The organism is Brevundimonas sp. GW821-FHT09G01, assembly GCF_059416065.1.
The window spans coordinates 261,040-287,846 of sequence record NZ_JBWKOL010000001.1 but is presented as its reverse complement, the minus strand read 5'-3'; the positions used below and the strand labels follow the sequence as shown (position 1 = coordinate 287,846).

Sequence of the window (26,807 nt, the reverse complement as noted above, 5' to 3'; positions counted from 1 at the left end):
CTCACGCCGCGCCCTCGGCCTTCAGGAAGGCGGCCAGGGCCGCGCGGTCGACGTTCTTGTCCACGAAGCTGTCGCCGATGGCGCGGGCCAGGATCAGGGTCAGGCGTCCGCCCTCGGCCTTCTTGTCGCCCGCCATCCGCTGGATCAGGGCCTCCGCCTTGAAGGCTCCGGCCTCGGCCAGCCGCACGGGCAGGCCTGCCGCCGCCGTCACCGCCTCGACCCGGTCGGCGTCCGTCTGGGCGCAGGCCCCGGTCGCGACCGAGAAGCGGAAGGCCATGGCGCAGCCCAGCGCCACCGCCTCGCCGTGGGTCAGCAGATGCTCGTCGAAGCCCAGCTCGGCCTCGATCGCGTGGCCGAAGGTGTGGCCCAGGTTCAGCAGGGCGCGCCTGCCCGCCTCCTTCTCGTCCTCGCCGACCACGGCGCTCTTGATCTCGACCGAGCGGACGACGGCCCGCTCCAGCGCCGCCGCATCGCCCTTGGCTCCCGCCGCGCCGTCACTGGCCAGCCAGTCGAAGAAGGCCGCGTCGCAGATCAGGCCGTGCTTCAGCACCTCGGCCCAGCCCGAGCGCAGCTGCCGTTCCGGCAGGGTGGACAGCACGTCGATGTCGGCCAGCACCAGCCGCGGCTGGTGGAAGGCGCCGATCAGGTTCTTGCCGCGCGGGGTGTCGATGGCCGTCTTGCCGCCGACCGAGCTGTCGACCTGCGCCAGCAGGGTCGTCGGGACCTGCACGAAGTCGACGCCGCGCATGTAGAGGGCCGCCGCCAGGCCGGCCAGGTCGCCGACCACGCCACCGCCCAGCGCCACCACCACGTCGCTGCGGTCCAGGCCGAAGGCCAGCATCCGGTCCAGCACCCGCTCCAGCTCGGCGAAGGATTTGGAGCCCTCCCCCGCCGGAACGGCCAGCAGCCGGGCGCGGACGCCCGCGTCCTCCAGCGCCTTCAGGACGGCCGGGCCATGGATGGTCGCCACCGTCTCGTCGGTCACCACCACGGTGCGGCCCTTGGCCAGCGGGGCCACCCGCGCGCCGAGCTCGCCCAGCAGGCCGCGCCCCACGACGACGTCATAGGGGCGGAAGTCCCCGCCCGAGACCGGAACCGTCGTCGTCACGTCTTCGCCTCCACCGCCCCATGGGCCTTGAGCGCCTGCACGATGGCCTCGACCGCCTGCGCATGCGCGCCGCCGGCCACGTCGACCGTCACATCGGCCTCGCCGTAGACTGGATAGCGCGCCTCGGCCAGCGTCCGCAGGGTCTCCAGCGGGTCCTTGCCGCGCAGCAGCGGCCGGGTGTCCCGCCGCGCCACCCGCTGGGCGATGGTCTCCAGGTCGGCCCGCATCCACACCGTCATGGCGTTGGTCTTCATCAGGGCGCGGGTCTCGGCGTTCAGCATCGCCCCGCCGCCGGTGGCCAGCACCAGCCGGGGGCCTTCCAGCAGGCGGCGCATGACCCGCGCCTCTCCGGCCCGGAAGTCGCCCTCGCCCAGGCTGGCGAAGATGTCGGACACGGTCATCCCCGCCGCGGCCTCGATCTCGATGTCGCCGTCCGCGAACGGCAGCCCCAGCCGCCGCGCCAGCCGCCGGCCGACCGTCGATTTCCCCACCCCCATCAGCCCGACCAGCGCTATGGTGCGCTGATGCAGCGGAATCGCTTCGGAATCGGTCATCGCCGGCCTCGCATGTGCGGGCGGCGGGCGAACGGCGGGGAGGAAGGGCGCAGGCACGTCATGGTTCCCGTCACCTCTACACGAAGCGACGCTCCGGCGAAGGGGGCGTGGTGAGCAGCCCCCAGATCGAAGCCTTCCTGGAGATGATGGCGGTCGAGCGCGACGCCTCGCCCCACACCCTGTCCGCCTACGGCCGCGACCTGGCCGACGCCGAGGGCGGGGTCGACGGCGGGCTGATGGCTGCGGACGAGACGGCGGTCGAGGCCTGGTACGCCGGTCTGGCGGCGCGGGGCCTGTCCCCGGCCACCCAGTCGCGCCGCCGCGCCTCGTTACGCCAGTTCTACCGCTTCGCCCTGGGCGAGGGCTGGCGGGCGGACGATCCCTCGCGCCGTCTGGACGCCCCGAAACAGGGCCGGTCCCTGCCCCACACCCTGAGCCGGGAGGAGATCGAGCGCCTGCTGGCCGCCTCCGCCGCCCGCGACGGGGCCGCCGGGATCCGGCTGGTGGCGCTGGTCGAGCTCGCCTACGCCTCGGGCCTGCGGGTGTCGGAGCTGCTGGCCCTGAAGGTCGAGGCCGTGCGCCGCGATCCCGCCTGGCTGATCGTGCGCGGCAAGGGCGGCAAGGAACGGCTGGCCCCGCTCAACGCGTCGGCCCGCGAGGCGGTGAAGGCCTGGCTGACCGTCCGCGACGCCGCCCGCAAGCCACAGACGCCCGACAGCCCGTGGCTCTTCCCGTCTCCCATTGGAAAGAACGCCCTGACGCCGCGCCGCTTCGCCCAGTTGCTGGATCAGGCGGCGATCGACGCCGGAATCGATCCGGCCCGGGTCAGCCCCCACGTCCTGCGCCACGCCTTCGCCACCCACCTGCTGGAAGGCGGCGCCGACCTGCGCATCGTCCAGACCCTGCTGGGCCACGCCGACATCGCCACCACCCAGATCTACACCCACGTCGCGACCGACCGGCTCAGCCAGATGGTGCGGTCAAAACACCCGCTGGCGAGGGATGACTGAACCGCCGCTTGCTCACCGGCGTTGACCTGACTAGGTTCCGCCGCCTTCCGATGCGCCGCATGGCGCGCCAGTTCCGGACGCCTTGATGGCCACGCACTACCTCGAGTTCGAAAAGCCGATCGCCGACCTGGAGGCGAAGATCGAGGAGCTGTCGCTGCTCGCCTCGACCGCCGGCTCGTTCGATTCCGAGATCGACGGCCTGAAGAAGAAGGCCGACCAGCTGCGCAAGAAGATCTACGGCGGGCTCGATCCGTGGATGAAGACCCAGGTCGCGCGCCACCCGCAGCGGCCCCACTTCGTCGACTACGTCGAGGGCCTGCTGACCGACTTCGTCGAGCTGAAGGGCGACCGGCAGTTCGGCGACGACCAGGCCATCCTGGGCGGCCTGGCCCGCCTGCGCGGTCGTCCGGTCGTGGTCATGGGCCACGAGAAGGGTCACGACACCCAGACCCGCATCACCCATAATTTCGGCATGGCCCGGCCCGAGGGCTACCGCAAGGCGGTCCGCCTGATGGACCTGGCCGAGCAGTACGGCCTGCCGGTGCTGACCTTCGTCGACACCGCCGGCGCCTATCCGGGCCTCGGCGCCGAGGAGCGCGGCCAGGCCGAGGCCATCGCCCGCTCCACCGAGCGCGGCCTGACCCTGGGCGTCCCCTCCATCGCCACCATCACCGGTGAAGGCGGTTCGGGCGGCGCCATCGCCATCGCCGCGGCCAGCCGCGTGCTGATGCTGGAGCACTCGATCTATTCGGTCATCTCGCCGGAAGGCGCCGCCGGCATCCTGTGGCGCGACGGGACCCGGGCCAAGGACGCGGCCATGGCCATGAAGATCACCGCCCCGGACCTGATGGAGCTGAAGATCGTGGACCGGGTGATCGGCGAACCGGTCGGCGGCGCCCATTCGGACCGCGACGCCGCCATCCAGGCGGTCGGCGATGTGCTGATCGAGGAACTGGACGCCATGGCGGGCCTGTCGCCCGACCAGCTGCGCAAGGCCCGGGCGGACCGCTTCTATGCGATCGGTCGCCTCAGCTAGGCTTGGCCGTTAACCTTCTGAACACCGCCTGCTGCGAAGCATTCTCACGCTTCGCGGGATTGAGTCGCACCCGCCATTGTGGAGTACGGCATGAGTGCGCTGGAGGGGTTGCGCGAAAGCGCGGTGATCAATCTGACCGGCGCCGTGACCATGATCGTCGACGATTCGCCGTTCGGTCTGGACATCACAGCCAGCGCCCTGCTCGGCTTCGGCATCAAGACCCGCTACGCCTGCCACAGCGCCGCCGAAGCCATTGAGATCCTGAAGGACCATCCGGTCGACCTGCTGGTCGTCGATACCGAGATGCCGGACATGGACGGCTATGAGCTGGTCCGCTGGCTGCGCCGCTCGGGACTGGATCCCAACGCCTTCGCCCCGGTGATCATGACGGCCACCCACGTGCGCCGCTCGCGCGTGACCGAGGCGCGGGACTGCGGCGCCAACTTCGTCATAACCAAGCCGTTCAGCGCCGCCGGCCTGCTGGAACGGATCGTCTTCGTCGCCCGCGACACCCGGCCCTTTCTCGAGGTCGGCGACTATTTCGGCCCCGACCGCCGCTTCCGGGAAGGCAATCCGCCGGGCGAGGAGCGTCGGGCCGACGTTCTGCGCAAACTGAGGCACGCCGCCGACAAGGCTGCCGCCGCCCTCACGGAGCAGGGCGAATGACCGTCATCACCCACAACCGGCGCCGATCGCGTCTCTCCAAGATCATCGACGAGGCCGGCGGCTTCAGCGTCGGCACGGCCCTGGCCAACGCCAAGGCCAATCTGGAGGCCCTGCAGCCGCGCTGCGCGGCCGAGGTGGCCGACAGGGTCGCCGAACTGGCCGCGATCGTCCCGCCGCAGACGCCGGAGCAGGCGACGGCCGCGCTGGGCGTCGCCTACCGGACGGCCAACGGCGTCATCGACAGCGTCGGCCCGTTCGGCATGGACGATATCCGCGCCGTCGCCCTGGGCCTGTGCGACCTGATCGACGCGGTGACGCCCGAGCGCCCCTTCGACTGGCGCGTCCTGCCCGTCTACGCCCAGTCGCTGCAGCTGCTGCTGGCCCTGCCCGACGACGCCGACGCCCGCCGCATGGTGCGTGAAAGCCTGGACAAGATGGTCGACCGGAAGCTGGGTCAGCCCGGCTAGACCGGAACCCCGGTCCGCGCCCCGCGCGTCTGCTTGCGCCACAGGGCCGCATACTCGCCGCCCTGACGCGCCACCAGCTGGTGGTGGGCGCCGCGCTCGACTATCCGCCCGGCCTTGAGCACCAGGATCTGGTCGGCGTCGGCGATGGTCGACAGGCGGTGGGCGACCACCAGGGTCGTGCGCCCCGTCCGGGCCTTGCGCAGGGTCTTCTGGATCGCCGCCTCGGTACGGCTGTCCAGCGCGCTGGTGGCCTCGTCCAGGATCAGGATGCAGGGATCGGCCAGCAGGGCGCGGGCGATGCCGACACGCTGGCGTTCGCCGCCCGACAGCTTCAGGCCGCGCTCGCCCACGACGGTGTCCATCCCGTCGGGCAGTTGGCCGATGAAAACCGCCAGCTCCGCCGCCTCCGCCGCCGCCCAGATGGCCGCCTCGTCCGCGTCAGGGCGGGCGAAGCCGATGTTGGCGCGCAGGGTGTCGTTGAACAGGGCCACGTCCTGCGGCACCAGGGCGACGGCCGCGCGCAGGCTCTCCTGGGTCACGTCGTGCACGTCCACGCCGTCGATCAGCACCTGCCCTTCCTGCGGGTCCAGCAGGCGCAGGGCCAACTTCACGATCGTGGACTTGCCCGAGCCGGAGGGCCCGACCAGCGCCGTCGTCGTGCCCGGCTCGGCATGGAAGCTGACGTCCTCCAGCCCGCTGGCGCGGGCGTCGTGGCGGAAGCCGACGTGCTCGAAGGTCAGGGCCGCGCCGTTGACGCCGGTAGCGCGGGTCAGGGGCCGGGCGTCCGGCGCATCGGCCACCTGCGGCGTCTGGCGCGTGACCTTCAGCATCTCCTCCATGTCGATGAAGGACTGGCGGATTTCGCGATAGGCGAAGCCCAGGATGTTCAGGGGCGCATAGAGACTGATCATGATCAGCACCGCCGCGGTCACGTCGCCCGGCCCCATCCGGCCCGCCGCGGCCTCGAACCCGGCCATGACCGCCATGACGCCGAGGCCGACGTTCATGATCACCGCCTGGATGACATTCAGCAGGGCCAGCGAGCTGTTCGCCTTCAGCGCCGCCCGGGTGTAATCGCCCAGCGCGGCGTCATAGCTGCGCGCCGCCCGCGCCTCGGCCCCGAAGGACTTGACCGTCTCATAGTTCAGCAGGGCGTCGACCGAGACGCCCGCCGCCTGGGTGTCGGCGGCGTTCATGATCCGGCGGTGCTCGATCCGCCAGTTGGACAGGGCGAAGGTCGAGACGGCGTAGATGGCCACCACGGCCACCGCCACGGCCCCGAAGCGCCAGTCGTACTTGCCCGCCAGCACCCCCGCCGCCAGCACCAGCTCCACGCCGGTCGGAACCAGGTTGAAGGCGAGGATGCGCAGCAGGAAGTCCACGGCCCGGGAGCCGCGGTCCATGGTCCGCGACAGCGAGCCGGACCGCTTGGTCTGGTGGAAGTCCAATGACAGGCTCAGCGCATGGGCGAAGGTCTCGGTCGCCGCCGTGCGCTGCGCCGCCGAGCGGACCGGCGCGAAGACCACGTCCGAGGCGTTGGGCGCGATGGCCGACAGCAGGCGGACCACGGCCCAGCCCAGCGCGAAGGCCGCGAAGCCCAGGCCGATGGCGACCTCGGCCCCCTGCCCGGCCGCCAGATGGTTGACCGCCGCGCCCAGCACCAGCGGCGCCAGCACGCCCAACCCCTTGCCGGCCAGGGTCATGCCGATGGCCGCGACCAGGCGCAGTTTCAGCTGCGGGGCATTGGAGCGGCCGACCAGACGCAGCAGGTCGCCCAGCGCCTGCAGGGTCGGCGGGCCGTCGACCGGCGCGGTCACGCCGGCCTGGGCCGCCTTCGCTTCAGGACCTTGCCGTCGCCCGGCCCCGCGTTCGCCTCTCATCGCCATGCCCGGCATATGGCCCTGTTGGCCGCCGGGCGGAAGGGCGAACGGACGGTCAGCCGCCGCGGCCGCCGTGCTTGGCGTACTCCAGCCGCGCGATGGTGCGGTTGTGGACCTCGTCCGGACCGTCGGCCAGACGCAGGGTGCGGACCCCGGCGTACAGCTCGGCCAGCGGGGTGTCCCCCGACACGCCGGCGCCGCCGAAGGCCTGGATGGCGTCGTCGATGATCTGCAGGGCCATGCGCGGCGCGGCGACCTTGATCTGGGCGATCTCGGACTTGGCGTTCTTGGCGCCGGCCTGGTCGATCATCCACGCGGCCTTCAGCACCGACAGGCGGCACATCTCGATGTTGATGCGGGCGTCGGCGACGCGCTGTTCCCACACCGAGTGCTCGGCGATCTTCTTCTTGAAGGCCGTGCGGCTCAGCAGGCGTTCCACCATCAGGTCCAGCGCATGCTCGGCCGCGCCGATGGTGCGCATGCAGTGGTGGATGCGGCCCGGCCCGAGGCGCCCTTGCGCGATTTCGAAGCCCCGGCCCTCGCCGGCGATCAGGTTCTCGACAGGAACGCGGACGTTGTCGAGCACGACTTCGGCGTGGCCGATCGGGCGCTCGTCATAGCCGAACACCGACAGCATGCGCTCGACGCGGAAGCCGGGCGTGTCGGTCGGCACCAGGATCTGCGACTGCTGCTGGTGAGTGGCCGCGCCCGTGTCCGTCTTGCCCATCACGATGGTGATGGCGACGTTCGGGTGGCCCATGTTGGTCGACCACCATTTACGGCCGTTGATGACGTAGTGGTCGCCGTCGCGGACGATGCTGGTCTCGATATTGGTCGCGTCGGACGAGGCCACCGCCGGTTCGGTCATCAGGAAGGCCGAGCGGATGTCGCCGGCCATCAGCGGCTTGAGCCACCTCGCCTGCTGCTCGGGGTTCCCGTACATGTGCAACACTTCCATGTTGCCGGTGTCCGGGGCGTTGCAGTTGAACACCTCGGCCGTCCACAGGTGGCGCCCCATGATCTCGGCCAGCGGGGCGTACTCGAGGTTGGTCAGGCCGGCGCCGTGGTCGCCCGGCAGGAACATGTTCCAGAGGCCGGCGTCCTTCGCCTGGGCCTTCATCTCTTCCATGGTCCTGGGCTGGACGGTGTGGTCGGCCCGGACCTCGGCCCAGTAGTCCGCCGAGCGGGGCAGGACCTTCTCGTCCATGAAGCGCTGCACGCGTTCCTGCCAGTGCAGGCCCTTGTCGCTGTGACGGAAATCCATGGTCGTCCTCCGGTACAAGAACGGCGCGGCCCTCTTCAGGGACCGCGCCGCAAAAAATCAGATCGTGATCTTCAAGCTCAGCGCTTCAGCAGCGCCGGCAGCTTCTGGGCGATCATCATGTCGCCGGCGATCTTCAGCTTGCCCTGCATGAAGGCCATCATGCCGTCCAGCTTGCCTTCCGACAGGGCGATGAAGTCGTCCCAGCTCATCGACACGGTGGCGTCGGCGGGCTTGTCGTCGTTGGTGACGGTGTTCGGCGACGAAGCGCCGTCGATGAAGATCTTGCCGGCGTCGCCGAGGTCGATCTTCACGGTCTTGCCCAGACCTGAATTATCGCCGACGGCGCCGCGGATGTGTTCGGTGACTTGAGCCAGATCGACCATGAGCGTCTCTCCCTAGGGACGGTTGAGCTTCCGACCTAGACCTCCCGGCAGCGGCTGCCAAGATCACGCCGGGTCAAGTTCACGCCATCGCTTGCAAAGATGTCAGTAGAAGGCGTTGTCTCGGTCCAGTCCGGGCGTGGTTGCGGGCCCGTCCGCCCTGCCCCGCGCGGCCTGTTCGGCCTGGATGCGATCCAGCCGCTCCTGCCGCGCGCGGCGCTCCGCCGCATAGTCGGGACCGGGCGTGTCGAAGCCGAACTGGCCGCCCTGCGCCTGCGGCTGGGCCTGGGTCGGCTGCACCACGGCCTCGCCGCTCGCCCACCCGGTCGGCTCCGGCGTGCGCAGGGGCGGCAGGGGTTCGACCCAGGCGGTCTGGTGGCCGGGGTCGTAGACATCCTCGCCCGCGGCCTGCGGCTGGATGGCGACGTGGGTGTAGCCGTCGACCAGGTCGCCGACCTCCATGGTTCCGCCGGGCTGGACCTCGCGTTCGACCGGCGCGACGACCTCGACCGCCATGCGGCCGCCGCCGATCGGCGCGGCGCCCGGCAAGGGCATGCGCAGGGCCAGCACGCCCACAGCCGCCACGGCGACGGCGGCCAGCGGGACGACCGCCATCCACGGACGGAAGCCCGGACGGCGGCGCGATACGGCGGGATCGATGGACATAGGGCGGCTCCGCCAAGGAAAGGCGCGAACCGGCGTTTGGTTCGCGCCCTGCCCGTCTATCAGTTCGCGCGGGCCCGCTCACGCTCCAGCCGCCGCTCCAGCAGGACCTCGTACTTGTCGGCATAGGCCCGGCAGGCGGTCGGGTCGATGAAGGGGTTCGGCGTCGCCCCCTGCCGCAGCTGCGCCAGGCGCGTGTCGCCGTCCGACTGTCCCGGGTGGGCGGTCAGAAGGATGTCGCAGGGCATGGCGCGCAGGCTGGCGAAGGTGGAGCGGAAGCCATCGACCAAGGCCCGGTTGGCGGGATCGGTGAAGCGGTAACCGTCCGCCGAGATGGGGTTCAGGCTGGAGCCGAACACCACCGTCTTGCACGTTCCGGCCTCACAGGACCGCCAGCTCCAGCTCATGCTGCCCGGCGTATGGCCCGGCGTGGCGCGGGCCGTGATGGCCACATCGCCCAAATTCAGAATTTCCCCGTCTCGCAGGACCCGGATGCGTTCGACCGGCGGCATCGGCTCCAGAATCGCCGCCTGGGGGTCATCGGCGCCGCTGCGTCCCCGACGAAGAACGGCCGCCGCCGCAGGACTGGCGACCACGGTCGCCCCGGTGTCGCGGGCCAGGGCGGCCAGACCGCCCGCGTGATCGTAGTGCGGCTCGGTGCTGAGGATGTACTTCACATCCTCGATCCGGAAGCCGAGCCGGCGGATGTTGTCCTCTATGGCCGGAACAGCCTGCGGCAGGGCGCCGTCGACCAGCACCAGCCCCTCGGACGTCGAGATCAGGACCACCGTCAGCCCACCGAAGCCCACAAAGAAGGTATTGCCGTAGATTCGCGTCGGGATCTCCACGCCCAGCCATTGGCGGGCGTACTCCGGCGCGATCGGTTGCAGCAGGGGATCGCGGGCGGGATCGGGACGCGCCTGCGCCGCGGGCGGCCGTTGCTGGGGTTCAGCCTGGGCGCAGCCCGCGGCAAGGGCCAGAAGGCCCGCGGTCAGGGCGACGGAAATGCGTCTCATCACTCACTCCTTGATGGGGGAACCCGGCAAGGATGCGGAGCCCGCCTCCGCCGCACAAAGCATCATAACTGGACAGAAGCATGAACTGACCTCATGCCTGAGCGATGGACCGCGCCCAACTTCCCCTGAACGCCCTACGCGCCTTCGAGGCGGCCGCCCGGCACCTGAACTTCACCCGCGCCGCCATCGAGTTGTGCGTCAGCCAGGGCGCCGTCAGCCATCAGGTCGCCCAGCTGGAGCGGCGTCTGGGCGTCACCCTGTTCCGCCGCCTGCCGCGCGGCCTGGCCCTGACCGACGAGGGACAGGCGCTGGTGCCGGTGCTGGCCGACGCCTTCGACCGGGTGGGGGCGACGCTGGACCGCTACGCCGGCGGACGGTTGCAGGAGGTGCTGACCGTCGGCGTGGTCAGCGCCTTCGCCGGGGGCTGGCTGCTGCCGCGCATGGACGCCTTCGCCCGCGCCCACCCGCACATCGACCTGCGGATCATGACCAACAACAACCGGGTCGACCTGGCCGGCGAGGGCCTGGACCTGGCCGTCCGCTACGGCGACGGGGCCTGGCACGGAACCCATGCGGAGCCGATCCTGAGCGCGCCGCTGACGCCGCTGTGCGCGCCCTCGGTCGCCGCCCGCCTGAAGGGCCCCGCGTCGCTGGCCGGCGAGACCCTGCTGCGGTCGTATCGGGCCGACGAATGGACCCGCTGGTTCGAGGCGGCGCACGCGCCCTGCCCGCCCCTGCGCGGCCCGGTCTTCGACAGTTCGGTGCTGATGACGGCGGCCGCCGCCTCGGGCCTCGGCGTGGCCCTGGCCCCCGCAGCCATGTTCGCGCGCGACCTGTCCGCCGAGCGGCTGGTCCGCCCCTTCGACATCGAGGTCCACCTCGGCGGCTACTGGCTGACCCGGCTGAACTCCCGTCCCGACAGCCCCGCCATGGCGGTCTTCCGGGCGTGGATGCACGCCGAGACGGTCCCGGAGGCCGGCACGGTCAATCGGACCGCATAGGGTCGTGACGGACTTCACACAATCTTGAGGGGAACATAATCCCTCGGAGGTTGCGCAAGCAGCGGAATGCTGCGCCCTTTCCACGGAAGACTGACACTTCAGGAGAAGACAGATGCGTTTCCTTCGTAAGGCTTCGACCCGCTGCGCCGCCGCCGCGTTCGTCTTCGCCGCCTCGGCCCTGTCGACGAGCACGGCCATGGCCGCGCCCGGCGACTACTGCCTGCATGCGGACGGCACGGTGTACTGCGGCGTCGAGGAGAACATCGTCGAGGGCGATCCGGGCCTGCGCGCCTGCATTGACCGCTGGGAGCGCGCGATCCGCGACTGCCCGCCCGAATAGGTCCGGGCGACTATCCGGCAGGTCGGCTCACCACCGCGCATGAACCGGCGAGATCACCGCTCGCGCAGACAGTTCCGCAGTTCCGCCGCGGCCTGCAGGCCATTCTTCCACGACATGCGGAACACCTCCCTGCCGCCCATGGACAAGGCGAACTCCTGCTCGTCGGCCATGCCCGCGAGCGCAGCGTCCATGGCCGGCACGGCGATGACCAGTGTGCCGAGCGTGTTCATGCGGGAATCCCGGGCACGATTGTAAGCCCGGATCGTCACCGGCGGTTCGCCCGTCTGAGTCAGCCTGACCGTCACCTCGCCAAAGCGCCGCGGCTTGGGGATATCGTCGCCGGTGAACATGAGCAACGCGCCGTCCCAGCTCTTGTCGACGCCGCTCAGCGCGATCATGCCCTGGGGACCCTGGAACATGGCGGCGCAGAATTCGCCTGGTTCGGCCGGTTCCCGACTCTGGAAGAACCGCCAACTCCCCTCGAGCCAACGCTGGTACTCCGCATCTCTCTCGGCGTTCCTCTCCCGGATCGCCGCGTCAAGAGCGTTGGCCTCTTCCAGTGTCAGGCCCGGCGGCGGCCCGCCGGAGTTTCCCTCGTCGGCGTCGTATCTGCGGCTGAACTGCTCGTGTAGGCTCGCGGCGTACTGCTGCTGGGAAGCGAACGCGCCTTGGGCTTCCAGCGCGCCAAACATGTCCTGCGCATTGACGGGAGCGGCGGTGAGGCCGCCGGCGATGAGAAGCGCGCCTCCCAGATAGGGAATGAGCGCGCGGGCCAGAGCGGGGCGGCGGATGCGTTCAGACATGGGACGTCTCTCCGTTTCGGTGCTGATCGTCGCCGACCGCCCCGGTCAGACATGAGGAAGCCAGAACACCATGACCGCCATGCCGATGCCGCCGGCCATCAGCAGGGTGAAGGCCGCGATGGTCCCGGCCATCGCCCACTTCGGCACGACCGACCGTTGGCGCCGACTGGCGAAGTAGAGCTCGAGGATGATCAGGGGAACGAGGTAGCAGGCGAATTTGAGGAAGGTGCCGACAGGCCCTTCAAGTCGACCTCCGAGCCCCTCGGTTCCCATCGTCAGGATCCACATCATGACGCCGACCCGAAGAAACCAGACGCCGCTCATGGCGAGGAACAGCCGCAACGCCCAGCGCCGGTGAATGTCGATCCGGCGCGCCATGCCGTTCTTCAACGTCATCCAGGCGAAAACCATGATCAGAAGGGCGTTCAGCGTCAGGGGCGACGATCCCAGGAGGGTATCGTCCGCGTCGCGATACCCCCAGATCAGGTAGAGACCGCCCAGGCTGATGACGAACGCCAGACTCACATAGACCCGCCCGGTCCAGCGATGGAGCCCCGGCAGGCGCGCCCGAAGGGCGGGGATCAGTTGCAGCGGACCGGCGGCGGTGACGACGAACGCCAGCGCGACATGGGCCGCCATGGCGAGAAAGCCGACCCCATCACCGGCGACCACGCGGCCCGGGACGACCTCGTTCCAGGCCTGGACATCCCCTCGAAGCGACGTGCCGCCATAGAACAGGGCGATGTAGATCGCGAAGAACGCCTGCCCCGCCGCCGCGACGACGAACCAGAAGATCGTGGAGGCCGTCAGCGCCTTGTCGGCAAGCGGTGCGCGATGCCGTCCCCGCTCAGACCGGGTCGCGGCGGAAAGGCCTTCGCCCGCGGTCTGATCTCGGTTGTCGATCATGTTCATACTCAGTCTGATGTTGCTCGGCGGCGCCCGATCTGCCGCCGCGCGCAAGGCGACCCGGCGGCGGCCCCGGTCGCGGCGGGCGGAGTTGAGCTCTAGCGTGTCACGACGCCGACGAAACCGCCCCGAAACGGAATACAGCCATTCACAAATGAATGGGTTCACGCTTCCCAGGCCAGACCGCCGCCAGCAACGCCACCGCCAGCGCCGACATGATCAGCACGGGCAAGCTCAATCCGAGCGGCTGAAGGTCGTCACCCCCCGGGCGTGTGATGGCGCCGCCGTACAAGCCTCCGAAGGCACAGGCGAGGATCAGAGACCCCACGACAATAAGGACGAGCCCCGCCGCCAGGCGCTCGCGTCCGCGCGCCAGGGCCAGCCATAGGGCCGTCGCCGCCAGGCCCGCGTTCGTCAGCAGTTGCCAGGCCTCATGGAACCGGGCGTGGGCGGGCCAGTCGGGACTGAAGAGGTGGGTGTCGTTCACCTCCAGCACGGGGATCAGCACGACCAGAACAATCGCCGACAGCGTCACAGCCCCGGAGCGCCAACTCCGCCTGCGCCGTGCGGCGGCCCCGTGCGTCGGGTGAGACATGCGCGCGAAGATCGACATGGTTGCGGCTCCCTGCCCTGACGATGCCCTCGTCCCGCTTGCTTTCACCAGCGCCGTGCGTGAATTGGACCTATGCAAGAACGTATCGATTGGCGATCCCTGCGCTTTGACTGGAACTACGCGCGGGCGTTCCTCGCGACGGCCGAGCTCGGCTCGCTTTCGCGCGCCGCCGTCGCCCTGGAACTCAGTCAGCCCACCCTGAGCCGACAGGTCGAGGCCCTGCAACAGACCCTCGGCGTCGTGCTGTTCGAGCGCGCCGGCCGGGGCCTTGTCCTGACCCACGCCGGCCTCGAGCTGCTGGATCATGTCCGGGGCATGGGCGAGGCCGCCGCGCGCACGAGCCTGGCGGCCGACGGTCGCACACAAACCCTCCAGGGTTCGGTGGCGGTCGCGGCCAGCGATGTCTACGCCACCACCCTGTTACCCGATGTCGTGGCCGACATTACGAAGCGGCATCCCGGCCTGACGATCGAGATCGTGGTCGCCAATGATCGAACGGACCTGAGGCGTCGCGAAGCCGACATCGCCGTACGCAGCTATCCTACGGAGCATCCGGATTTGATCGTGAAGCGGCTCGGGTCGGATGAGGGGGGTTTCTTCGCCTCGGCCGACTGGCTTTCCCGCCACCCCACGCCCGTCACGCCGGCGGATATGGAGGGCGTCGATATGATCGGCTACCCGGGCCAGAACTGGCTTCTGAAGGGCCTGCGCGACCTCGGCTTTCCGGTCTCGGAGCAGAACATGCGGATCGTCTCTGATTCCCATCTGGCTCAGTGGGCCATGGTCAGGGCCGGAGCAGGCGTCGGGATCATGACCCTTCGTGTCGGCGAATCCGATCCCACGGTGCAACGCCTGCTGCCGGACCTTCCCCCGCTCACCTTCCCTGTCTGGCTCGTCACCCACCGCGATCTTCGCACGAGTTTGAAAGTGCGCACCGTGTTCGATCAGCTTGCCGTCAGACTGGCCATGGCTCTCCAATCACAAGCGCCCGGCCGCCTCGGCTAGGGGGCGGCGCCATGCGCAGCAATTCAATGATGGCGGGAAGGTTCTGGCGGAGACGGAGGGATTCGAACCCTCGGTACCCCTTACAGGGTACGACGATTTAGCAAACCGTTGCCTTCAGCCACTCGGCCACGTCTCCGGCAGGCGGCGTGCTTAGCCGAGCATTTCGGACGGCGCAACGGGTCAGACGCACGCGAGCGTTAACGGGACAGTCAGTCGGGTTGTGCATGATGCGCGAGAACTCTTCGTCCGAGCATGATGACCGACGCCGCGAGCCGCCTCTCCAGCCCTGACGCCCCGTCGCCGCGCGCGCGGGCCGCACGGCCGTCGGCGACGCGGGCGACGGCGCCGACTCCGGTCGAGGACGCCGGCGCCGCCCGGCGCGGTCCGTTCCGGCCAGAGGTCTGGCTGAACGCGCGCCAGCGGCACGCTTCGCGCCTGGCCGCCCACTATTTCCGCGCCTTCGACGTGCTGGCCGTGGTCGGCATCACCCTGCTGTGCGCCTGGGCCGCCTCGCCCGGCGTGCTGGTGCATGCCGAGGTCTCGCGCATCGCCCCGTTCGCCCTGGGCGCCGGGACCATCCTGGCCCTGCTGCGCTCGCTGGGCCGCTACCGGTTCTCACGGGGCCAGAAGACCGCGACCCACCTGCTGTCGGTCGCCGCGGTCTGCGCGGTCGGCGCCGCCGCCGCCTTCGCCTCGGGCGCCCTGCTGCGTCCGGGCGCCGGCGCCCAATGGACCGCCTGGACCGTCTGGGCCGGGCTGACCTTCGCGGTCCTGATCGCGCTGCACATGGTGTGGAGCGGGCTGGTCTCGCGCTGGCGCGCCACGGGCGCCCTGACCCCGAACATCGTGCTGGTCGGCGCCACCCGTCACGCCGAGGACCTGATCCGCGAGGCGCTGAAGCGCCGCGACCTGAACGTGCTGGGCATCTTCGACGACCGGCTGGCGCGCAGCCCCCGGGCCATCGAGGGCGTGCCGGTGCTGGGCGCGGCCGACGACCTGTTGACCCACAAGATGACGCCCTATGTCGATCGCGTGGTGCTGGCCATCGATCCCAAGGCCGAGGCGCGGGTGCGCGAGCTGACCGCCCGGCTGGGCGCCCTGCCCAACGAGGTCACCCTGCTGGTCGAGCCGAACGGCGCGCAGGAGACGACCTCGGCGCTGGACCGCCTCGCCGCGGCGCCCCTGGCCGATATCCAGGGCTCGGTCGACGCCGACCGCCGCGCCTTCAACAAGCGCCTGCAGGACCTGATCGTCGGCCTGATCGCCTTCATCCCCCTGGCCCCGATCATGGCCCTGATCGCGGTGGCCGTCCGTCTGGACAGCCCCGGCCCGATCCTGTTCCGCCAGCGCCGCCACGGCTTCAACCAGGAAGAGATCGTGGTGTGGAAATTCCGCTCCATGCGGCAGGAGACGGCGGACGCCACCGCCAGCCGTCAGGTCACCCATGACGACGACCGGGTCACCAAGGTCGGGAAATTCATCCGCAAGACCAGCCTGGATGAACTGCCGCAGCTGGTGAACGTGATCACCGGCGAGATGTCGCTGGTCGGGCCGCGGCCCCACGCCATCGGCATGAAGACCGGCCACGTCGAGTCGGCCCGCCTCGTCGCCGAATACGCCCACCGCCACCGCATCAAGCCCGGCATGACCGGATGGGCCGCCGTCAACGGCTCGCGCGGTCCGCTGCACACCGCCCAGGACGTGCGCCGCCGGGTGCAGCTCGATATCGACTATGTCGAGCGCCAGAGCCTGTGGATGGATCTGTGGATCATGGCCGTCACCATTCCCGTCCTGCTGGGCGACCGTTCGGCGATCCGGTGAGCCGCTAGATGTTCTGGAAAGGCGTCTGGGGCTACCTGCCGGCCAATATCGTGCAGGGCGTGGTCGGCTTCCTGACCATCGTCCTCTTCACCCGTCTGCTCAGCCCCGAGGACTTCGGGCGCTACGCCCTGGCCTTCTCGGTCATGACGCTGGCCCATGTGGCCGTGTTCAGCTGGCTGGAAGCCTCGATGGCGCGGTTCTGGGCCGCCGAGAGCGGGGCCTCGCTGCAGGGCCATTTCGCCAGCCTGTACCGCACCGCCTTCGGGCTCAGCGTCGTGTTCCTGGTGGTCATCGGCGTGGGCCTGTGGCTGTGGCCGACGGACCTGCTGTTCAAGACCGCCCTGGCCGTCGGCCTGGCCGGCGCCCCCGCCCGCTGCCTGATGAAGCTGGGCCAGGAGCGGTTCCGCGCCGCCGGAGAGGTGCGCAAGGCCGCCGGCTTCGACATGGCGGTGTCCATCGGCGGGCTGGTCATCGGCGTCGGCTTCGCCCTGGCGGGCGCGGGCGGCGCGGCGCCCCTGCTGGGCCTCGGCCTGGCCCCGCTGGCGGCCCTGCCCTTCGTCCTGCCGGGTGAATTGAAGGAAGCGCGCGGCGGCCGGTTCGAGCCCGAGCGGATGCGGAACTATGCGCTGTACGGCTACCCCATCGCCATGTCGCTGGCGCTGACGGTGGTGCTGTCCTCGACCGACCGCTTCCTGCTGGCCGCCTTCATGGACGAGGCGGCGGTGGGCGCCTATCACGCCGGCTATTCGATCGCGAACCGCACCCTCGACGTCCTGTTCCTGTGGCTCGGTTCGGCGGGCCAGCCGGCGCTGGTCATGGCGCTGGAGCGCGGCGGGGCGGACCGGCTGAAGATCGCCGCCCGCGAACAGCTGTCCACCTTCCTGCTGGTCGGCCTGCCCGCCGCCGCCGGGGTGGCCCTGGTCGCCCGTCCGCTGGCCGAGGTGCTGATCGGCCAGGACCTGCGCGCAGCCGCGGCCTCGATCACCCCGTGGATCGCCCTGTCGGCCCTGCTGTACGGCCTGACGGCCTACTATTTCGGCCAGGCCTTCACCCTGGGCCGCAAGACCAAGCACCTGCTGATGGCCATGGCCATTCCGGCGGGGGCCAATGTCCTCCTCAACCTGATCCTCGTGCCCCGCTTCGGCGTCATGGGCGCGGCCTGGGCCACCGCCGCCAGCTTCGGCCTGGGCCTGCTGGCCACCATGGCCCTCGGCCGCCGGGTCCTGCCGCTGCCGGTGCCGTGGGAGGCGCTGGTCCGCTGCGGCGTCGCCGCCGCCGTCATGGCCGCCGCCGTCTCGGTCCTGCCCCCCATCGGCGGCGTGTTCGAGCTGGCGCTGGACGCCACGGTCGGCGCGGTCGTCTACGCCGCCGTCGCCCTGACCATCAACGCCGCCGGGGTCCGCGATGTGGCCCTGCGCCTGATCGCGCGCCGCCACGCCGGAAAGGTCGCCGCATGACGTCTCCCGCTCCCAAGGCCTCCGCCTCCAAGGCGAAGATCACCGACAACGCCGCGCGCAAGGCGGCCCGTCCGGCGGTCTCGGTGCTGATCCCCTTCCTGCGCGACGATCCGGCTGAGCTGCTGCAACTGCTCGACGAGGAGGCCGCCTCGGTCGACGGGGCCGTCGAAATCGTCGTGCTGGACGACGGCACCGCCGACGCCGATCTGACCGCCCGGCTGGTGGCGCAGGTGAAGGCCATGGCCCTGCCGGCGCGGCTGATCACCCTGCCCGCCAACGAGGGCCGCGCCATTGGGCGCAACCGGCTGGCTTCGGCGGCGCGCGGCGGCAGCCTGCTGTTCCTCGACAGCGACATGCGGCCCGACCATCGCCGCTTCCTGCGCGACTGGGCCGATCTGGTCTCGCGCGAGGATCCGGCCGTCGCCTTCGGCGGCTTCTCCCTGCTGCAGGCCCCGACCGACGCGAAATTCCAGGTCCACCGGGCCATGGCCGCCAAGTCCGAATGCGTGCCCTACACCGAGCGGGCGAAGCAGCCTGAGAAATACGTCTACACCTCCAACCTGCTGGTCCGCCGCGACGTGTTCGAGGCCGAGGCCTTCGACCCGGGCTTCACCGGCTGGGGCTGGGAGGATGTGGAGTGGGCCATGCGCGTGTCGCGCCGCTTCCGCGTCGTTCACCTGGACAACCCGGCCACCCATATGGGCCTGGACACCGTCCAGGCGCTGGCGGGCAAGTATGAGCAGTCGGCCCCGAACTTCGCCCGCATGGCCGCCCGCCATCCCGAGATCGTCGCCGCCTATCCCAGCTACAAGGCCGCGAAACTGCTGAAGACCCTGCCCGTCCTGCCCCGCCTGCGCGCCCTGATGCGTCGGGTCGCCGGGATGGAGCGCCTGCCGGTCGCCGCCCGCGCCTTCTCCCTGCGCCTGTACCGCGCGGCCCTGTACGCGGACGCGGTGTGATGGGCGACGTCGCCGTCATCGTCCCGACCCTGCGCCGGCCCGAAAGCCTGGAGCGCGCCCTGCGGTCCCTGTTCGCCCAGACCGGCGTCGAACAGAAGATCTCGGCCATCGTGGTGGTCGACAACGATCCGACCGCCTCCGCCGCGCCCCTGATCGAGGCCCTGAAGCCGCAGAGCCCCTGGGCGCTGGTCTATGTGTCCGAGCCGACGCCCGGCGTCGCCCGCGCCCGCAACGCCGGGCTGGCCGCCACCGACGCCCCCCTGATCGCCTTCCTCGACGACGACGAGGCCGCCTCGCCCGGCTGGCTGGCCGCCCTGCTGGCCGCGCAGGTTCAGACCGGCGCCGACGCCGTCTTCGGCCCCATCACCGGCCGCGCGCCCGAGGCCCAAGAGTGGTTGAAGCCGTATCTGGAGCGCTTCTTCGGGCGTGAAGGACCGGCGACGACCGGCCTGGTCGATCACCCGTGGGGCTGCGGCAACTCCCTGCTGGTGCGGACCACGGCCCTGCCCGGCGATGCGCCGTTCAGCGCCTCGGCGGACCATACGGGCGGCGAGGACGACGTGCTGTTCGCGGCGCTGGCGGCCCGGGGCGGCCGGTTCGGCTGGGCCGCCGACGCCTGGGTCGAGGAGTTCGCCCCGGCTCACCGCGCCACCCTGACCTACGCCCTGACCCGCGCCTTCGCCTATGGCCAGGGACCCAGCCAGACCGCCGCCGCCGCGCGCGACTGGCCCGGCGTCCTGCGCTGGATGGTGATCGGCGCGGCGCAGACCGTCGTCTGGGGCGGGGCCTCGCTGGCCCTGACCCTGATCGCCAGCCCGAAGCGCGCCGAGATGTACGACCGCACGGCGCGCGGGATCGGCAAACTGTTCTGGATGAAGGGCTTCGAGCCCCAGTTCTACGGAACCGCCGAGGTCGCCCGGCTGGACCGAACGGCCTAGCCCGTCAGGCGCCGCAGGAAGGCCGGCGGATTGTAGGTCGAGCGGTTGACCACCACGCCCGCGATCTTGCCGCCCACGGCCTCGATCTCGTCGCGCAGGATCAGCGGATCGCCCGCCGAGGTGCTGCCCGCCGCCACCACCAGCACCGTCGCGTCGACGAAGGGCGCCAGGGTGATGGCCGTGTCGCTGCGGTCGGCGGCGGGGGAATCGATCACCACGGTGTCGGCATGGCGGCGCAGGGCGTCCCAGTAGCGGGCGTCGCCCAGCACCTCGGCCCGCTGGCCCGATCGCAGGTGTTCACCCGCGAACCGCGTGCCCCACAGCCGCCCGCCCAGGAAGGGCCGCGCCGTCACCAGCCGGGCGGGGTGCACCGGCTTGCCCTCGCGGTCGGTCACGCGCGGGGCGATGGCGAAGAAGATGGAGCCGTCGGGCGTGGCCATGGCGGCCTTGCCGGCGCGGCCGAAGCGGTCGGGTTCGGCGGCCATGGCCTCGACCTGCGCCTGCTGGGCCAGGTCGGCGTCAACCAGCCAGACCGGACGGCGGGCCCGGACGGCGGCCAGGCGGGCGTACTCGCGCGCGACGGTGGAGACGCCCTCGCCGGTGTTGGCGGCGGCGATCTGGATCACGCGGCCGCGATGGCCCGGCGCCGGACCCAGCGCCGCCCAGAGAGCCGCCATTTCGGACGTCAGATCGACCATCGAATCGTTACGCGCCTGTCCTCAGCCTGAACGCTACCACGGCTCCCGCCCGCCTCATCGGGCCTTCACCGGGGCCACGGCCAGAACCGGCATGTCCAGCGTGCGGCCGGTCGACGCGGGGGTGACGTAACCCCGGCGCATGAACACCCGCAGCAGGCCGACGCACAGGGCGGTGAAGCCGGCGAACAGGAAGACAGCGGCCAGCAGCGGAACCTTCAGGCTCTTGCCCTTGGTCGGGGCCTCGGCGCGGGCGATGACGGTGACGTTGTCGGCGCCGGCGGCCACCAGGGCGCTGTCGGCGCGGGCCTCGGTTTCGCGCTGCTGGAACTCGCGCACCTTGGCGGTCAGCACTTCCCGGCTGCCGGCCAGGGTCGAGTTGGTCGATTCCAGCTGGGTCAGGTGGGACTGACGTTCGCGCAGGGTGTTCAGCTGACCCTCCAGCACCGACAGGCGGGCGGCCAGGGCGTCGCGGTCGGCGGCGGCGTTGATCCGGGCGGTCTCGATCTCGGTGAAGATGGTGCTGGGGCCGGTGCGGACCTCCTTGGCCCCCACCGTCGTACCCGTGGCCACATAGGCCTGCAGCTGGGCGATGCGCTGGTCGATGTCGCGCACCGGCTGGGCGTCCTCGGTGTAGCGCGCCAGCAGGTTCTCGCGCTCGGTGCGCAGCGTCAGGATCTGGTCCTGGGCCGAGATGTTCAGGTCCTGCTGCAGCACCACCTCGGCGGGCTGCTGGGCCAGCTGGGCCTCCAGCGTCCGCAGCCGCTGCGAGGCCTGGTTCAGCTGGGCGCGGACCGACAGGGTCTCGGCGAAGGTGGTCTGGTAGGTCGCCGCCAGGGTGACCTTGGCCGTCGCGAAGTCGCCGATGTCGTTGGACTGCAGGAAGGCCTCATAGGCGTTGTCGGCCTCGCCCAGCTCGTTCTCGAAGACCTCGCGCTGGGCGGTGAAGGCCGGGCTGGCGCGGTCGCGGAACACGGCGCGGCGCTGGATCAGATACTGGTCGATCACCGCGTTCAGCACCCGCGCGGCCCGATCGGGATCGCCCGCTTCATAGGAGACCGAGATGATGGCGCTGGCCGGGGTGGTGCCGACGCCCAGTCCGCCGTCCAGCGCCTTCAGCGCGGCGGTTTCCTTCTGGGCCGGCGTTCCCTTGGCGTCCGGCCCCAGGATGGCGTCGGCGCCCAGCACTTCAACGGTGCGTCGCTTGACCTCCAGACTGCCGAGGATCCGCGCCTCGGCCTGGGCCACGGCGGAGGCTTCCAGCGGCTGGCCGGTGCGGTCGCTCAAGCCGACGCGCGGCTGGTACACATATTCCTGCCCCGCGCCCGCATAGACCGTCGAGGTGGCCGTATAGGTCTTCTTGAGCGTCAGCACCGCCGCCGTGCCCAGCGCGAACACGGCCAGGAAGATCACGATCATCAGCAGCAGTTCGCGGAACAGCAGGCCGACGATGTCAGCGAAGCCGTAGCGCGGCCGGACTGTCGTGTAGGCCGTCGTGCGCATTCGGGCGGACTGATTCCATCAAACGGGACTGTGAGTCTCAGACTTCGCCTACCCGCGTTAACCATGGGTTACCCATAACCCCTCACCTTGCCGCCAACGCCGCTTTCGGGAGCGATTCCGCCATGTCCATTGACCGCCGCCTGATGCTTCTCGGCCTGCTCGGCGCGAGCGGCGCCCTGGCGGGCTGCGGCGGGATGTCGGGCGGAGACGATTCGCGCCTGCCCCTGCCCGCTTCGTCCGGCGCCGGCGGCCGGGTCGAGCGGGTCAGCCGCACCTCCTTCCCGGAGATCGGCTTCTCCGACTGGTCGGACGACGAGCCGGAGTACGTCCTTTATCCGGGCGACGAGATCGAGATCGCGACACCGACAGCCGTCGAACTGACCCGCACCCAGCGGATCGGGCCCGACGGCCGGATATCGCTGCCGCTGGTCGGCCAGCTGATGGCCGCGGACCGGACCATCGCCGAACTGGAGGCCGACGCCTCGACCGCCTACGCCAGCCAGCTGCGCCGTCCGACGGTCGAGGTGACGCTGAAGACGGCGGGTCCGATCCGGGTCTGGGTGGGGGGCGAGGTCCGCACCCCGGGCATGATCGAGATGAACGGCGACCTGGACGCCTATCAGGCGATCATCCAGGCGGGCGACTACCTGCCCGGCGCCAAGCAGGACCGGGTCGCCCTGATCCGTCGCGGCCGCGGCGGCGTGCGCATGCTGCGGGCGGTCGATCTGAGGCCCCGGCGCGGCGAGGTCGTGGCCCTGCGGCGCGGCGACATCATCTATGTGCCCCGCACCGAACTGGCCGAGGTCGCCAACTGGGTGACCCAGTTCCGCAACGCCCTGCCTATCGGGTTCACCTACGCGATCGGCGGGCAATACCAGAACTTCTAGGGCCCGATTGAGGGCAGCGCGAAAACCCTCAAAGGTTGTGCGGCGAAGTGATTAGTGGTTAGTGATTGGTGGATCGCAGCCGCAAACCTCCGCACCCATGACGCAAGGAATCGCAAGCTACCGCGACCTCGAAGTGTGGAAGCAGACCCTGAATTGGGCCGAGGCAATCTATGAAGCGACCGCACATTGGCCACGCGACGAACGCTTCGGGCTGATCAGCCAGGTTCGACGAGCCGCCGTTTCGGTAGCTTCCAATATCGCAGAAGGCTCCGCGAGACAGAGCACGGGAGAGCTCGTGCAATTTCTTGGCATCGCCAAGGGATCGCTGGCGGAAGCGGAAACCCAACTCTTGTTGGCTGAAAGGCTGTCCTATTTGGGCAGAGCGGACGCCCGGACGCTGCTACTCGCCTCATCGGACATCAACCGCATGCTGGTCGCGCTGTCCGCGTCGCTGAAGAGGCGCACGGACGGCTGACCCAGCCATCCACTAATCACTATCCACTAACCACTAGCGACCCCGGTGGTCAGTCGTAGCGAGCGCGATCAGGCAGCCAGCTTGACCACGCCGGCGTCGATGTAGCGGCGCGCGGCCTTCTGGGCTTCGCTGATCTCTTCCTGCTCCATCTCCTGGCTCATCTCGCGGCGATAGACGCGCGCTTCGACACTGCCCTTCATGGCGGCGAGGTTGAAGATCATGTGAGCCGAGACGCGGTCCATCGGGCAGCCGTTCTGGCCCGTGGAATACATCATGCCCAGCCGGAACAGGTCGTCCCCGTTCATGTCGGCGGTCGGCAGGGGCAGAGCCTCTTCGACCATTTCAGGCGCCGTTTCTTGCGCGTTCATCACCGTGTCTCCGGTTCGCAGGCCGTTCTGGCCTCGTCCTGTGACCCGAGTGAAAGACCCGCGGTTTGAATACAGAGTTAACAACGCGCGCCTGAAGCGCCTTTTCAGACGAATCCGCCGAACTTTCTGCGCCCCGTAAAGACCTCTGAAATCTCTCGATAATCTCTGATTCAGAGGCCCTAACGAGACGTGACTCGCGTCCTTACAGAGGGTTACCGCGCGCGCTGCCCGAACAGCACCTTGCGGGCGTCCTCGGCCGCCTTTCCGGACGCCGCCAGGTTCCTGCGCAGCTCTTCGCCGAGCGCGCGGCCCTTCTGCACCGCGGGCCGATCGCCCACTCGCGCCAGCCAGGCTTTCAGGTTCGGGAACTCGTCGACGTTCTGGCCCTGCAGCTCGGGCAGGATCCACGGCCAGGCCGCCATGTCGGCGATGGAGTACTCGCCCGCGAGGTAGGCCCGGTCCGCCAGCCGGCGGTCCAGCACGCCATACAGGCGGTGGGTCTCGTCGGTGTAGCGGCGCACGCCGTAGGCGATCTGGCGCTGGTCCTGGACGATCGCGGGCGCGTACTGGCGGAAGTGATGCGTCTGGCCCGCCATCGGTCCCAGGCCGCCGACCTGCCAGAACAGCCACTGGTCGACCTCGGCCTTGCCGCGCAGGTCGTGCGGATAGAATTTGCCCGACTTGGCGCCGAGGTACTGCAGGATGGCCCCGGACTCGAAGATGGCCAGCGGCATGCCGTCCGGGCCGTCCGGATCGACGATGGCGGGCATGCGGCCGTTGGGGCTGATCTTCTGGAAGGCGGGCGCGAACTGCTCGCCCGTCCCGATGTTCACCGGCTTGAGCGTGTAGGGCAGCCCCATCTCCTCCAGCGCAATGGACACCTTCCAGCCGTTCGGCGTGGGCCAGTACCAGAGTTCGATCGGGCGGGTCATGACGGCTCCTGTGACGGTTACGGTCGAGGTGGGCGCCGCCCCTCCCGCGCGCAACCGGCAAGCTGACAGCGATGTTCAGCGGCAGTTCATCGGCCCGGGACGAACCTCGCTCCATGCTTAACGGACGGGCCCCCGCCCCGCTCCGACAGGGAGAAGAAGGATGAACCGTTTCACCAAGGCCGCCGTGATCGGTCTCGCGCTGGCGACGACGGCCGCGCCCTTGGCCGCCGAGGCCCAGAGCCGTGGCGACCGCCAGGAGCGCCGCGACGACCGTCGCGACTATCGCCAGGATCGCCGCGATGACCACCAGGACTTCCGCCGCGAACGCCGCGATGACCGCCGCGACTGGCGTCAGGGCGACTACGACAACCGTCAGGACTACCGCCAGGACCGCCGGGACGACCGTCGCGACTACCGGGCCGAGCGCCGCGATGACCGGCGGGATTACCGCCAGGACCGCCGCTGGGACCGCAACAACCGCGACTGGTGGCGGGGCCGCGACGACTTCCGCGACTATCGCGGGGCGCGCAGCGGCTACTGGTATGCGCCGAGCTACGGCTACTACCGGGTCGAGCCGCGCTATCACGGCTATCGCTGGCAGCGCGGCGGCTACCTGCCGTCAGCCTACCGCGGCTACTATGTGCGTGACCCGTACGTCTACGGCCTGCGCCCGGCCCCGCGCGGCTATCGCTACGTCTACGCCAACAACGACATCGTCATGATCGCCATCGCCTCCGGGCTGATCGCCAGCGTGATGTACGACGTCTTCTAGAACGCCCGCGCCCCGCGCGATGACCGACGCCCCGTGGATCCGTCCACGGGGCGTTTTTCATGACCGAAGCTTAACGTGACGACGCCGTTCGTTCAGTCACCGTTCAGCATGAAAGCACGACCGTGAGACCAAGCCGCCTGACAGGGGCGTGCGGAGAAGCAAACGAGAATGAAACGCTCACTTATGGTCGCCGTGACCCTCACGGCTCTGATGGCGCCGCTGGTCGCGCCCGTCGTGGCGGCGGCGCAGGATCACGGACGCGGCGGCCGCGACGGCGGAGAACTCCGTACGTCCGAGGGGGAGTCCGGCAACCGGGCGGAACGACCGATCTCGGAGCCGCGACCCGACCGCCCGGATCGACCGGAGCGCCCCCCGCAGCCCGACCGTCCGCAGCAACCGCGCCCTGACCGCCCGGACAGGCCCGACCGTCCGGATCGGCCGGATCGACCGGACCAACCCCGCCCGGACCGTCCCGACAGACCGGACCGTCCGGATCGCCCTGACCGGCCGCAACAGCCGCGCCCCGACCGTCCGGATCGTCCGGACAGGCCCGACCGGCCTCAGCAGCCCCGTCCCGACCGCCCGGACCGTCCCGGCTGGCCGGATCGTCCGGGGCAACCCGGCAGGCCCGACCGTCCGGACAGGCCTGATCGTCCGGATCGTCCCGGTCGTCCGGATTGGCCCGGCCAGCCTGGCCGTCCTGATCGGCCGGACCGGCCCGACAGACCCGACAGGCCCGATAGGCCCGACCGGCCTGGACGCCCGGATCGCCCGGATCGGCCCGGACGTCCGGATCGCCCGGACCGTCCCGACCGCCCCAACGGCGGCTGGAACCAGGGCCGGGACCGCGACCGGGACCGCGACGACTTCCGTCGCCGCTTCAACGGCGACCAGTGGCGCCGGGACTGGAACCGGAACCACGGGCGTGACTGGTGGCGGAACGACCGTCGCTGGCGCGACTATCGCGGCGTCCGCTTCGGCTTCTATTTCGCGCCGGGCTACGGCTACTACAACGTGCCCCGCTCGTACTGGAACCAGCGCTGGCATGTCGGCGACTTCCTGCCGTCGATCTTCTGGCGCTACCAGCTGAACGACTGGCGCACCTATGGCCTGGGCTATCCGCCCGCGGGCACGCGCTGGGTGCTGGTCGACAACACCATCTACCTGATCGACGAGTTCGACGGGTACATCATCGACGTCATCTACGACGCCTGGGCCTGGTAAGGGCCCGTGCACGGCGGCGCCGGTTGCTCTCTGAGCGGCCGGCGTCCGCGCGTGGCAAGTGGTT

General features: G+C 70.2%; 29 protein-coding genes and 1 tRNA gene. 15 read left to right on the top strand and 15 right to left on the bottom strand.

The features are described from left to right. Position 1: 1 nt before the first annotated feature. Together aroB and AC07NB_RS01545 are read right to left on the bottom strand one after the other, a co-directional pair. On the bottom strand, positions 2–1,108 hold the full coding sequence (aroB, locus tag AC07NB_RS01550; RefSeq protein ID WP_494572408.1) for a 3-dehydroquinate synthase: 1,107 nt from the start codon (positions 1,106–1,108) through the stop codon (positions 2–4). Then, the gene (locus AC07NB_RS01545) at positions 1,105–1,662 is read right to left on the bottom strand and encodes a shikimate kinase (RefSeq protein ID WP_291839584.1); all 558 of its coding nucleotides are present in this window, start codon (positions 1,660–1,662) and stop codon (positions 1,105–1,107) included. Before AC07NB_RS01545 ends, aroB begins: the two co-directional genes overlap by 4 nt. 110 nt (positions 1,663–1,772) lie before the next feature. Here AC07NB_RS01545 and AC07NB_RS01540 point away from each other — a divergent pair, with 110 nt between their 5' ends. The 4 genes from AC07NB_RS01540 to AC07NB_RS01525 all read left to right on the top strand — a co-directional run bounded on the left by AC07NB_RS01540 (position 1,773) and on the right by AC07NB_RS01525 (position 4,841). Beyond that, on the top strand, positions 1,773–2,672 hold the full coding sequence (locus tag AC07NB_RS01540; RefSeq protein WP_291839581.1) for a tyrosine recombinase: 900 nt from the start codon (positions 1,773–1,775) through the stop codon (positions 2,670–2,672). 85 nt (positions 2,673–2,757) lie between these two features. Then, positions 2,758–3,708 (top strand): acetyl-CoA carboxylase carboxyltransferase subunit alpha, encoded by a 951-nt coding sequence (locus tag AC07NB_RS01535; RefSeq protein ID WP_492313374.1) that lies wholly within the window; start codon positions 2,758–2,760, stop codon positions 3,706–3,708. Between the two features lie 90 nt (positions 3,709–3,798). Continuing rightward, positions 3,799–4,374: a response regulator gene (locus tag AC07NB_RS01530; RefSeq protein WP_494572409.1), complete on the top strand. Its 576-nt coding sequence runs from the start codon at positions 3,799–3,801 to the stop codon at positions 4,372–4,374. Then, positions 4,371–4,841, top strand: coding sequence for a chemotaxis protein CheE (locus AC07NB_RS01525; protein WP_494572410.1), 471 nt, complete (start codon positions 4,371–4,373; stop codon positions 4,839–4,841). The genes AC07NB_RS01530 and AC07NB_RS01525 overlap by 4 nt, the downstream gene beginning before the upstream one ends. Here the strand turns inward: AC07NB_RS01525 and AC07NB_RS01520 are convergent. The 5 genes from AC07NB_RS01520 to bla all read right to left on the bottom strand — a co-directional run bounded on the left by AC07NB_RS01520 (position 4,838) and on the right by bla (position 10,044). After that, on the bottom strand, positions 4,838–6,721 hold the full coding sequence (locus AC07NB_RS01520; protein WP_494572411.1) for an ABCB family ABC transporter ATP-binding protein/permease: 1,884 nt from the start codon (positions 6,719–6,721) through the stop codon (positions 4,838–4,840). The two genes, AC07NB_RS01525 and AC07NB_RS01520, sit on opposite strands and share 4 nt — an antisense overlap. A gap of 55 nt (positions 6,722–6,776) precedes the next feature. Next, positions 6,777–7,985 carry an acyl-CoA dehydrogenase family protein gene (locus tag AC07NB_RS01515; RefSeq protein ID WP_494572412.1) on the bottom strand — a complete coding sequence of 403 codons (1,209 nt, stop codon included), beginning with the start codon at positions 7,983–7,985 and terminating at the stop codon, positions 6,777–6,779. A gap of 77 nt (positions 7,986–8,062) precedes the next feature. After that, a complete protein-coding gene (locus AC07NB_RS01510) occupies positions 8,063–8,368 on the bottom strand; it encodes an SCP2 sterol-binding domain-containing protein (RefSeq protein WP_291837630.1) in 306 nt (101 codons plus the stop codon). 102 nt (positions 8,369–8,470) lie between these two features. Next, positions 8,471–9,031, bottom strand: a complete 561-nt coding sequence (locus AC07NB_RS01505) for a hypothetical protein (protein ID WP_494572413.1) — start codon at positions 9,029–9,031, stop codon at positions 8,471–8,473. 59 nt (positions 9,032–9,090) lie between these two features. Continuing rightward, positions 9,091–10,044, bottom strand: a complete 954-nt coding sequence (gene bla / locus AC07NB_RS01500) for a subclass B3 metallo-beta-lactamase (RefSeq protein ID WP_494572414.1) — start codon at positions 10,042–10,044, stop codon at positions 9,091–9,093. Between the two features lie 104 nt (positions 10,045–10,148). Here bla and AC07NB_RS01495 point away from each other — a divergent pair, with 104 nt between their 5' ends. Together AC07NB_RS01495 and AC07NB_RS01490 are read left to right on the top strand one after the other, a co-directional pair. Continuing rightward, positions 10,149–11,045: a LysR family transcriptional regulator gene (locus AC07NB_RS01495; RefSeq protein ID WP_494572415.1), complete on the top strand. Its 897-nt coding sequence runs from the start codon at positions 10,149–10,151 to the stop codon at positions 11,043–11,045. Between the two features lie 112 nt (positions 11,046–11,157). Next, complete coding sequence (locus AC07NB_RS01490) at positions 11,158–11,385, top strand: hypothetical protein (protein WP_291837617.1); 228 nt, start codon at positions 11,158–11,160, stop codon at positions 11,383–11,385. A gap of 53 nt (positions 11,386–11,438) precedes the next feature. Here the strand turns inward: AC07NB_RS01490 and AC07NB_RS01485 are convergent, their stop codons facing one another. Genes AC07NB_RS01485 through AC07NB_RS01475 form a run of 3 tightly spaced genes read right to left on the bottom strand, consistent with a single transcriptional unit; the run spans position 11,439 to position 13,707 of the window. Next, on the bottom strand, positions 11,439–12,188 hold the full coding sequence (locus AC07NB_RS01485) for a hypothetical protein (protein ID WP_494572416.1): 750 nt from the start codon (positions 12,186–12,188) through the stop codon (positions 11,439–11,441). Between the two features lie 45 nt (positions 12,189–12,233). Beyond that, positions 12,234–13,262 carry a DUF2306 domain-containing protein gene (locus tag AC07NB_RS01480; RefSeq protein ID WP_494572553.1) on the bottom strand — a complete coding sequence of 343 codons (1,029 nt, stop codon included), beginning with the start codon at positions 13,260–13,262 and terminating at the stop codon, positions 12,234–12,236. Beyond that, positions 13,243–13,707 carry a DUF6640 family protein gene (locus AC07NB_RS01475; protein ID WP_492313381.1) on the bottom strand — a complete coding sequence of 155 codons (465 nt, stop codon included), beginning with the start codon at positions 13,705–13,707 and terminating at the stop codon, positions 13,243–13,245. Before AC07NB_RS01475 ends, AC07NB_RS01480 begins: the two co-directional genes overlap by 20 nt. Before the next feature lie 72 nt (positions 13,708–13,779). Here AC07NB_RS01475 and AC07NB_RS01470 point away from each other — a divergent pair, with 72 nt between their 5' ends. Beyond that, a complete protein-coding gene (locus AC07NB_RS01470; RefSeq protein ID WP_291836357.1) occupies positions 13,780–14,712 on the top strand; it encodes a LysR family transcriptional regulator in 933 nt (310 codons plus the stop codon). Between the two features lie 44 nt (positions 14,713–14,756). Here the strand turns inward: AC07NB_RS01470 and AC07NB_RS01465 are convergent. Continuing rightward, positions 14,757–14,848: transfer RNA gene (locus tag AC07NB_RS01465), tRNA-Ser, on the bottom strand. Between the two features lie 119 nt (positions 14,849–14,967). Here AC07NB_RS01465 and AC07NB_RS01460 point away from each other — a divergent pair. The 4 genes from AC07NB_RS01460 to AC07NB_RS01445 are packed head-to-tail and all read left to right on the top strand — an operon-like array spanning position 14,968 to position 19,887. After that, positions 14,968–16,533 carry an exopolysaccharide biosynthesis polyprenyl glycosylphosphotransferase gene (locus tag AC07NB_RS01460; protein ID WP_494572418.1) on the top strand — a complete coding sequence of 522 codons (1,566 nt, stop codon included), beginning with the start codon at positions 14,968–14,970 and terminating at the stop codon, positions 16,531–16,533. 8 nt (positions 16,534–16,541) lie between these two features. Further along, positions 16,542–17,990 carry a lipopolysaccharide biosynthesis protein gene (locus AC07NB_RS01455; protein WP_494572419.1) on the top strand — a complete coding sequence of 483 codons (1,449 nt, stop codon included), beginning with the start codon at positions 16,542–16,544 and terminating at the stop codon, positions 17,988–17,990. After that, positions 17,987–18,949 carry a glycosyltransferase family 2 protein gene (locus AC07NB_RS01450; RefSeq protein WP_494572420.1) on the top strand — a complete coding sequence of 321 codons (963 nt, stop codon included), beginning with the start codon at positions 17,987–17,989 and terminating at the stop codon, positions 18,947–18,949. The genes AC07NB_RS01455 and AC07NB_RS01450 overlap by 4 nt, the downstream gene beginning before the upstream one ends. Then, positions 18,949–19,887: a glycosyltransferase family 2 protein gene (locus AC07NB_RS01445; protein ID WP_494572421.1), complete on the top strand. Its 939-nt coding sequence runs from the start codon at positions 18,949–18,951 to the stop codon at positions 19,885–19,887. Before AC07NB_RS01450 ends, AC07NB_RS01445 begins: the two co-directional genes overlap by 1 nt. Here the strand turns inward: AC07NB_RS01445 and AC07NB_RS01440 are convergent. Continuing rightward, on the bottom strand, positions 19,884–20,585 hold the full coding sequence (locus AC07NB_RS01440) for a P-loop NTPase family protein (RefSeq protein WP_494572422.1): 702 nt from the start codon (positions 20,583–20,585) through the stop codon (positions 19,884–19,886). The genes AC07NB_RS01445 and AC07NB_RS01440 overlap by 4 nt on opposite strands. A gap of 54 nt (positions 20,586–20,639) precedes the next feature. Continuing rightward, positions 20,640–22,085, bottom strand: coding sequence for a GumC family protein (locus AC07NB_RS01435; protein WP_291836373.1), 1,446 nt, complete (start codon positions 22,083–22,085; stop codon positions 20,640–20,642). A gap of 122 nt (positions 22,086–22,207) precedes the next feature. Between AC07NB_RS01435 and AC07NB_RS01430 the strand changes: the two genes are divergently transcribed. Both AC07NB_RS01430 and AC07NB_RS01425 read left to right on the top strand, forming a co-directional pair. Further along, positions 22,208–22,972: a polysaccharide biosynthesis/export family protein gene (locus AC07NB_RS01430; protein ID WP_291836375.1), complete on the top strand. Its 765-nt coding sequence runs from the start codon at positions 22,208–22,210 to the stop codon at positions 22,970–22,972. A gap of 97 nt (positions 22,973–23,069) precedes the next feature. Beyond that, positions 23,070–23,447, top strand: coding sequence for a four helix bundle protein (locus AC07NB_RS01425; protein WP_494572423.1), 378 nt, complete (start codon positions 23,070–23,072; stop codon positions 23,445–23,447). 68 nt (positions 23,448–23,515) lie between these two features. Here AC07NB_RS01425 and AC07NB_RS01420 read toward each other — a convergent pair whose 3' ends face one another. Together AC07NB_RS01420 and AC07NB_RS01415 are read right to left on the bottom strand one after the other, a co-directional pair. After that, complete coding sequence (locus AC07NB_RS01420) at positions 23,516–23,815, bottom strand: sel1 repeat family protein (protein ID WP_291836381.1); 300 nt, start codon at positions 23,813–23,815, stop codon at positions 23,516–23,518. A 212-nt stretch (positions 23,816–24,027) separates the two neighbouring features. Continuing rightward, positions 24,028–24,747, bottom strand: coding sequence for a glutathione S-transferase family protein (locus AC07NB_RS01415; protein ID WP_291836384.1), 720 nt, complete (start codon positions 24,745–24,747; stop codon positions 24,028–24,030). 160 nt (positions 24,748–24,907) lie between these two features. On the opposite strand from AC07NB_RS01415, the gene AC07NB_RS01410 reads away from it, so the two are divergent. Continuing rightward, positions 24,908–25,519 carry an RcnB family protein gene (locus tag AC07NB_RS01410; protein ID WP_494572424.1) on the top strand — a complete coding sequence of 204 codons (612 nt, stop codon included), beginning with the start codon at positions 24,908–24,910 and terminating at the stop codon, positions 25,517–25,519. A 168-nt stretch (positions 25,520–25,687) separates the two neighbouring features. Then, a complete protein-coding gene (locus AC07NB_RS01405; RefSeq protein ID WP_492313392.1) occupies positions 25,688–26,743 on the top strand; it encodes an RcnB family protein in 1,056 nt (351 codons plus the stop codon). Positions 26,744–26,807: the final 64 nt, after the last annotated feature.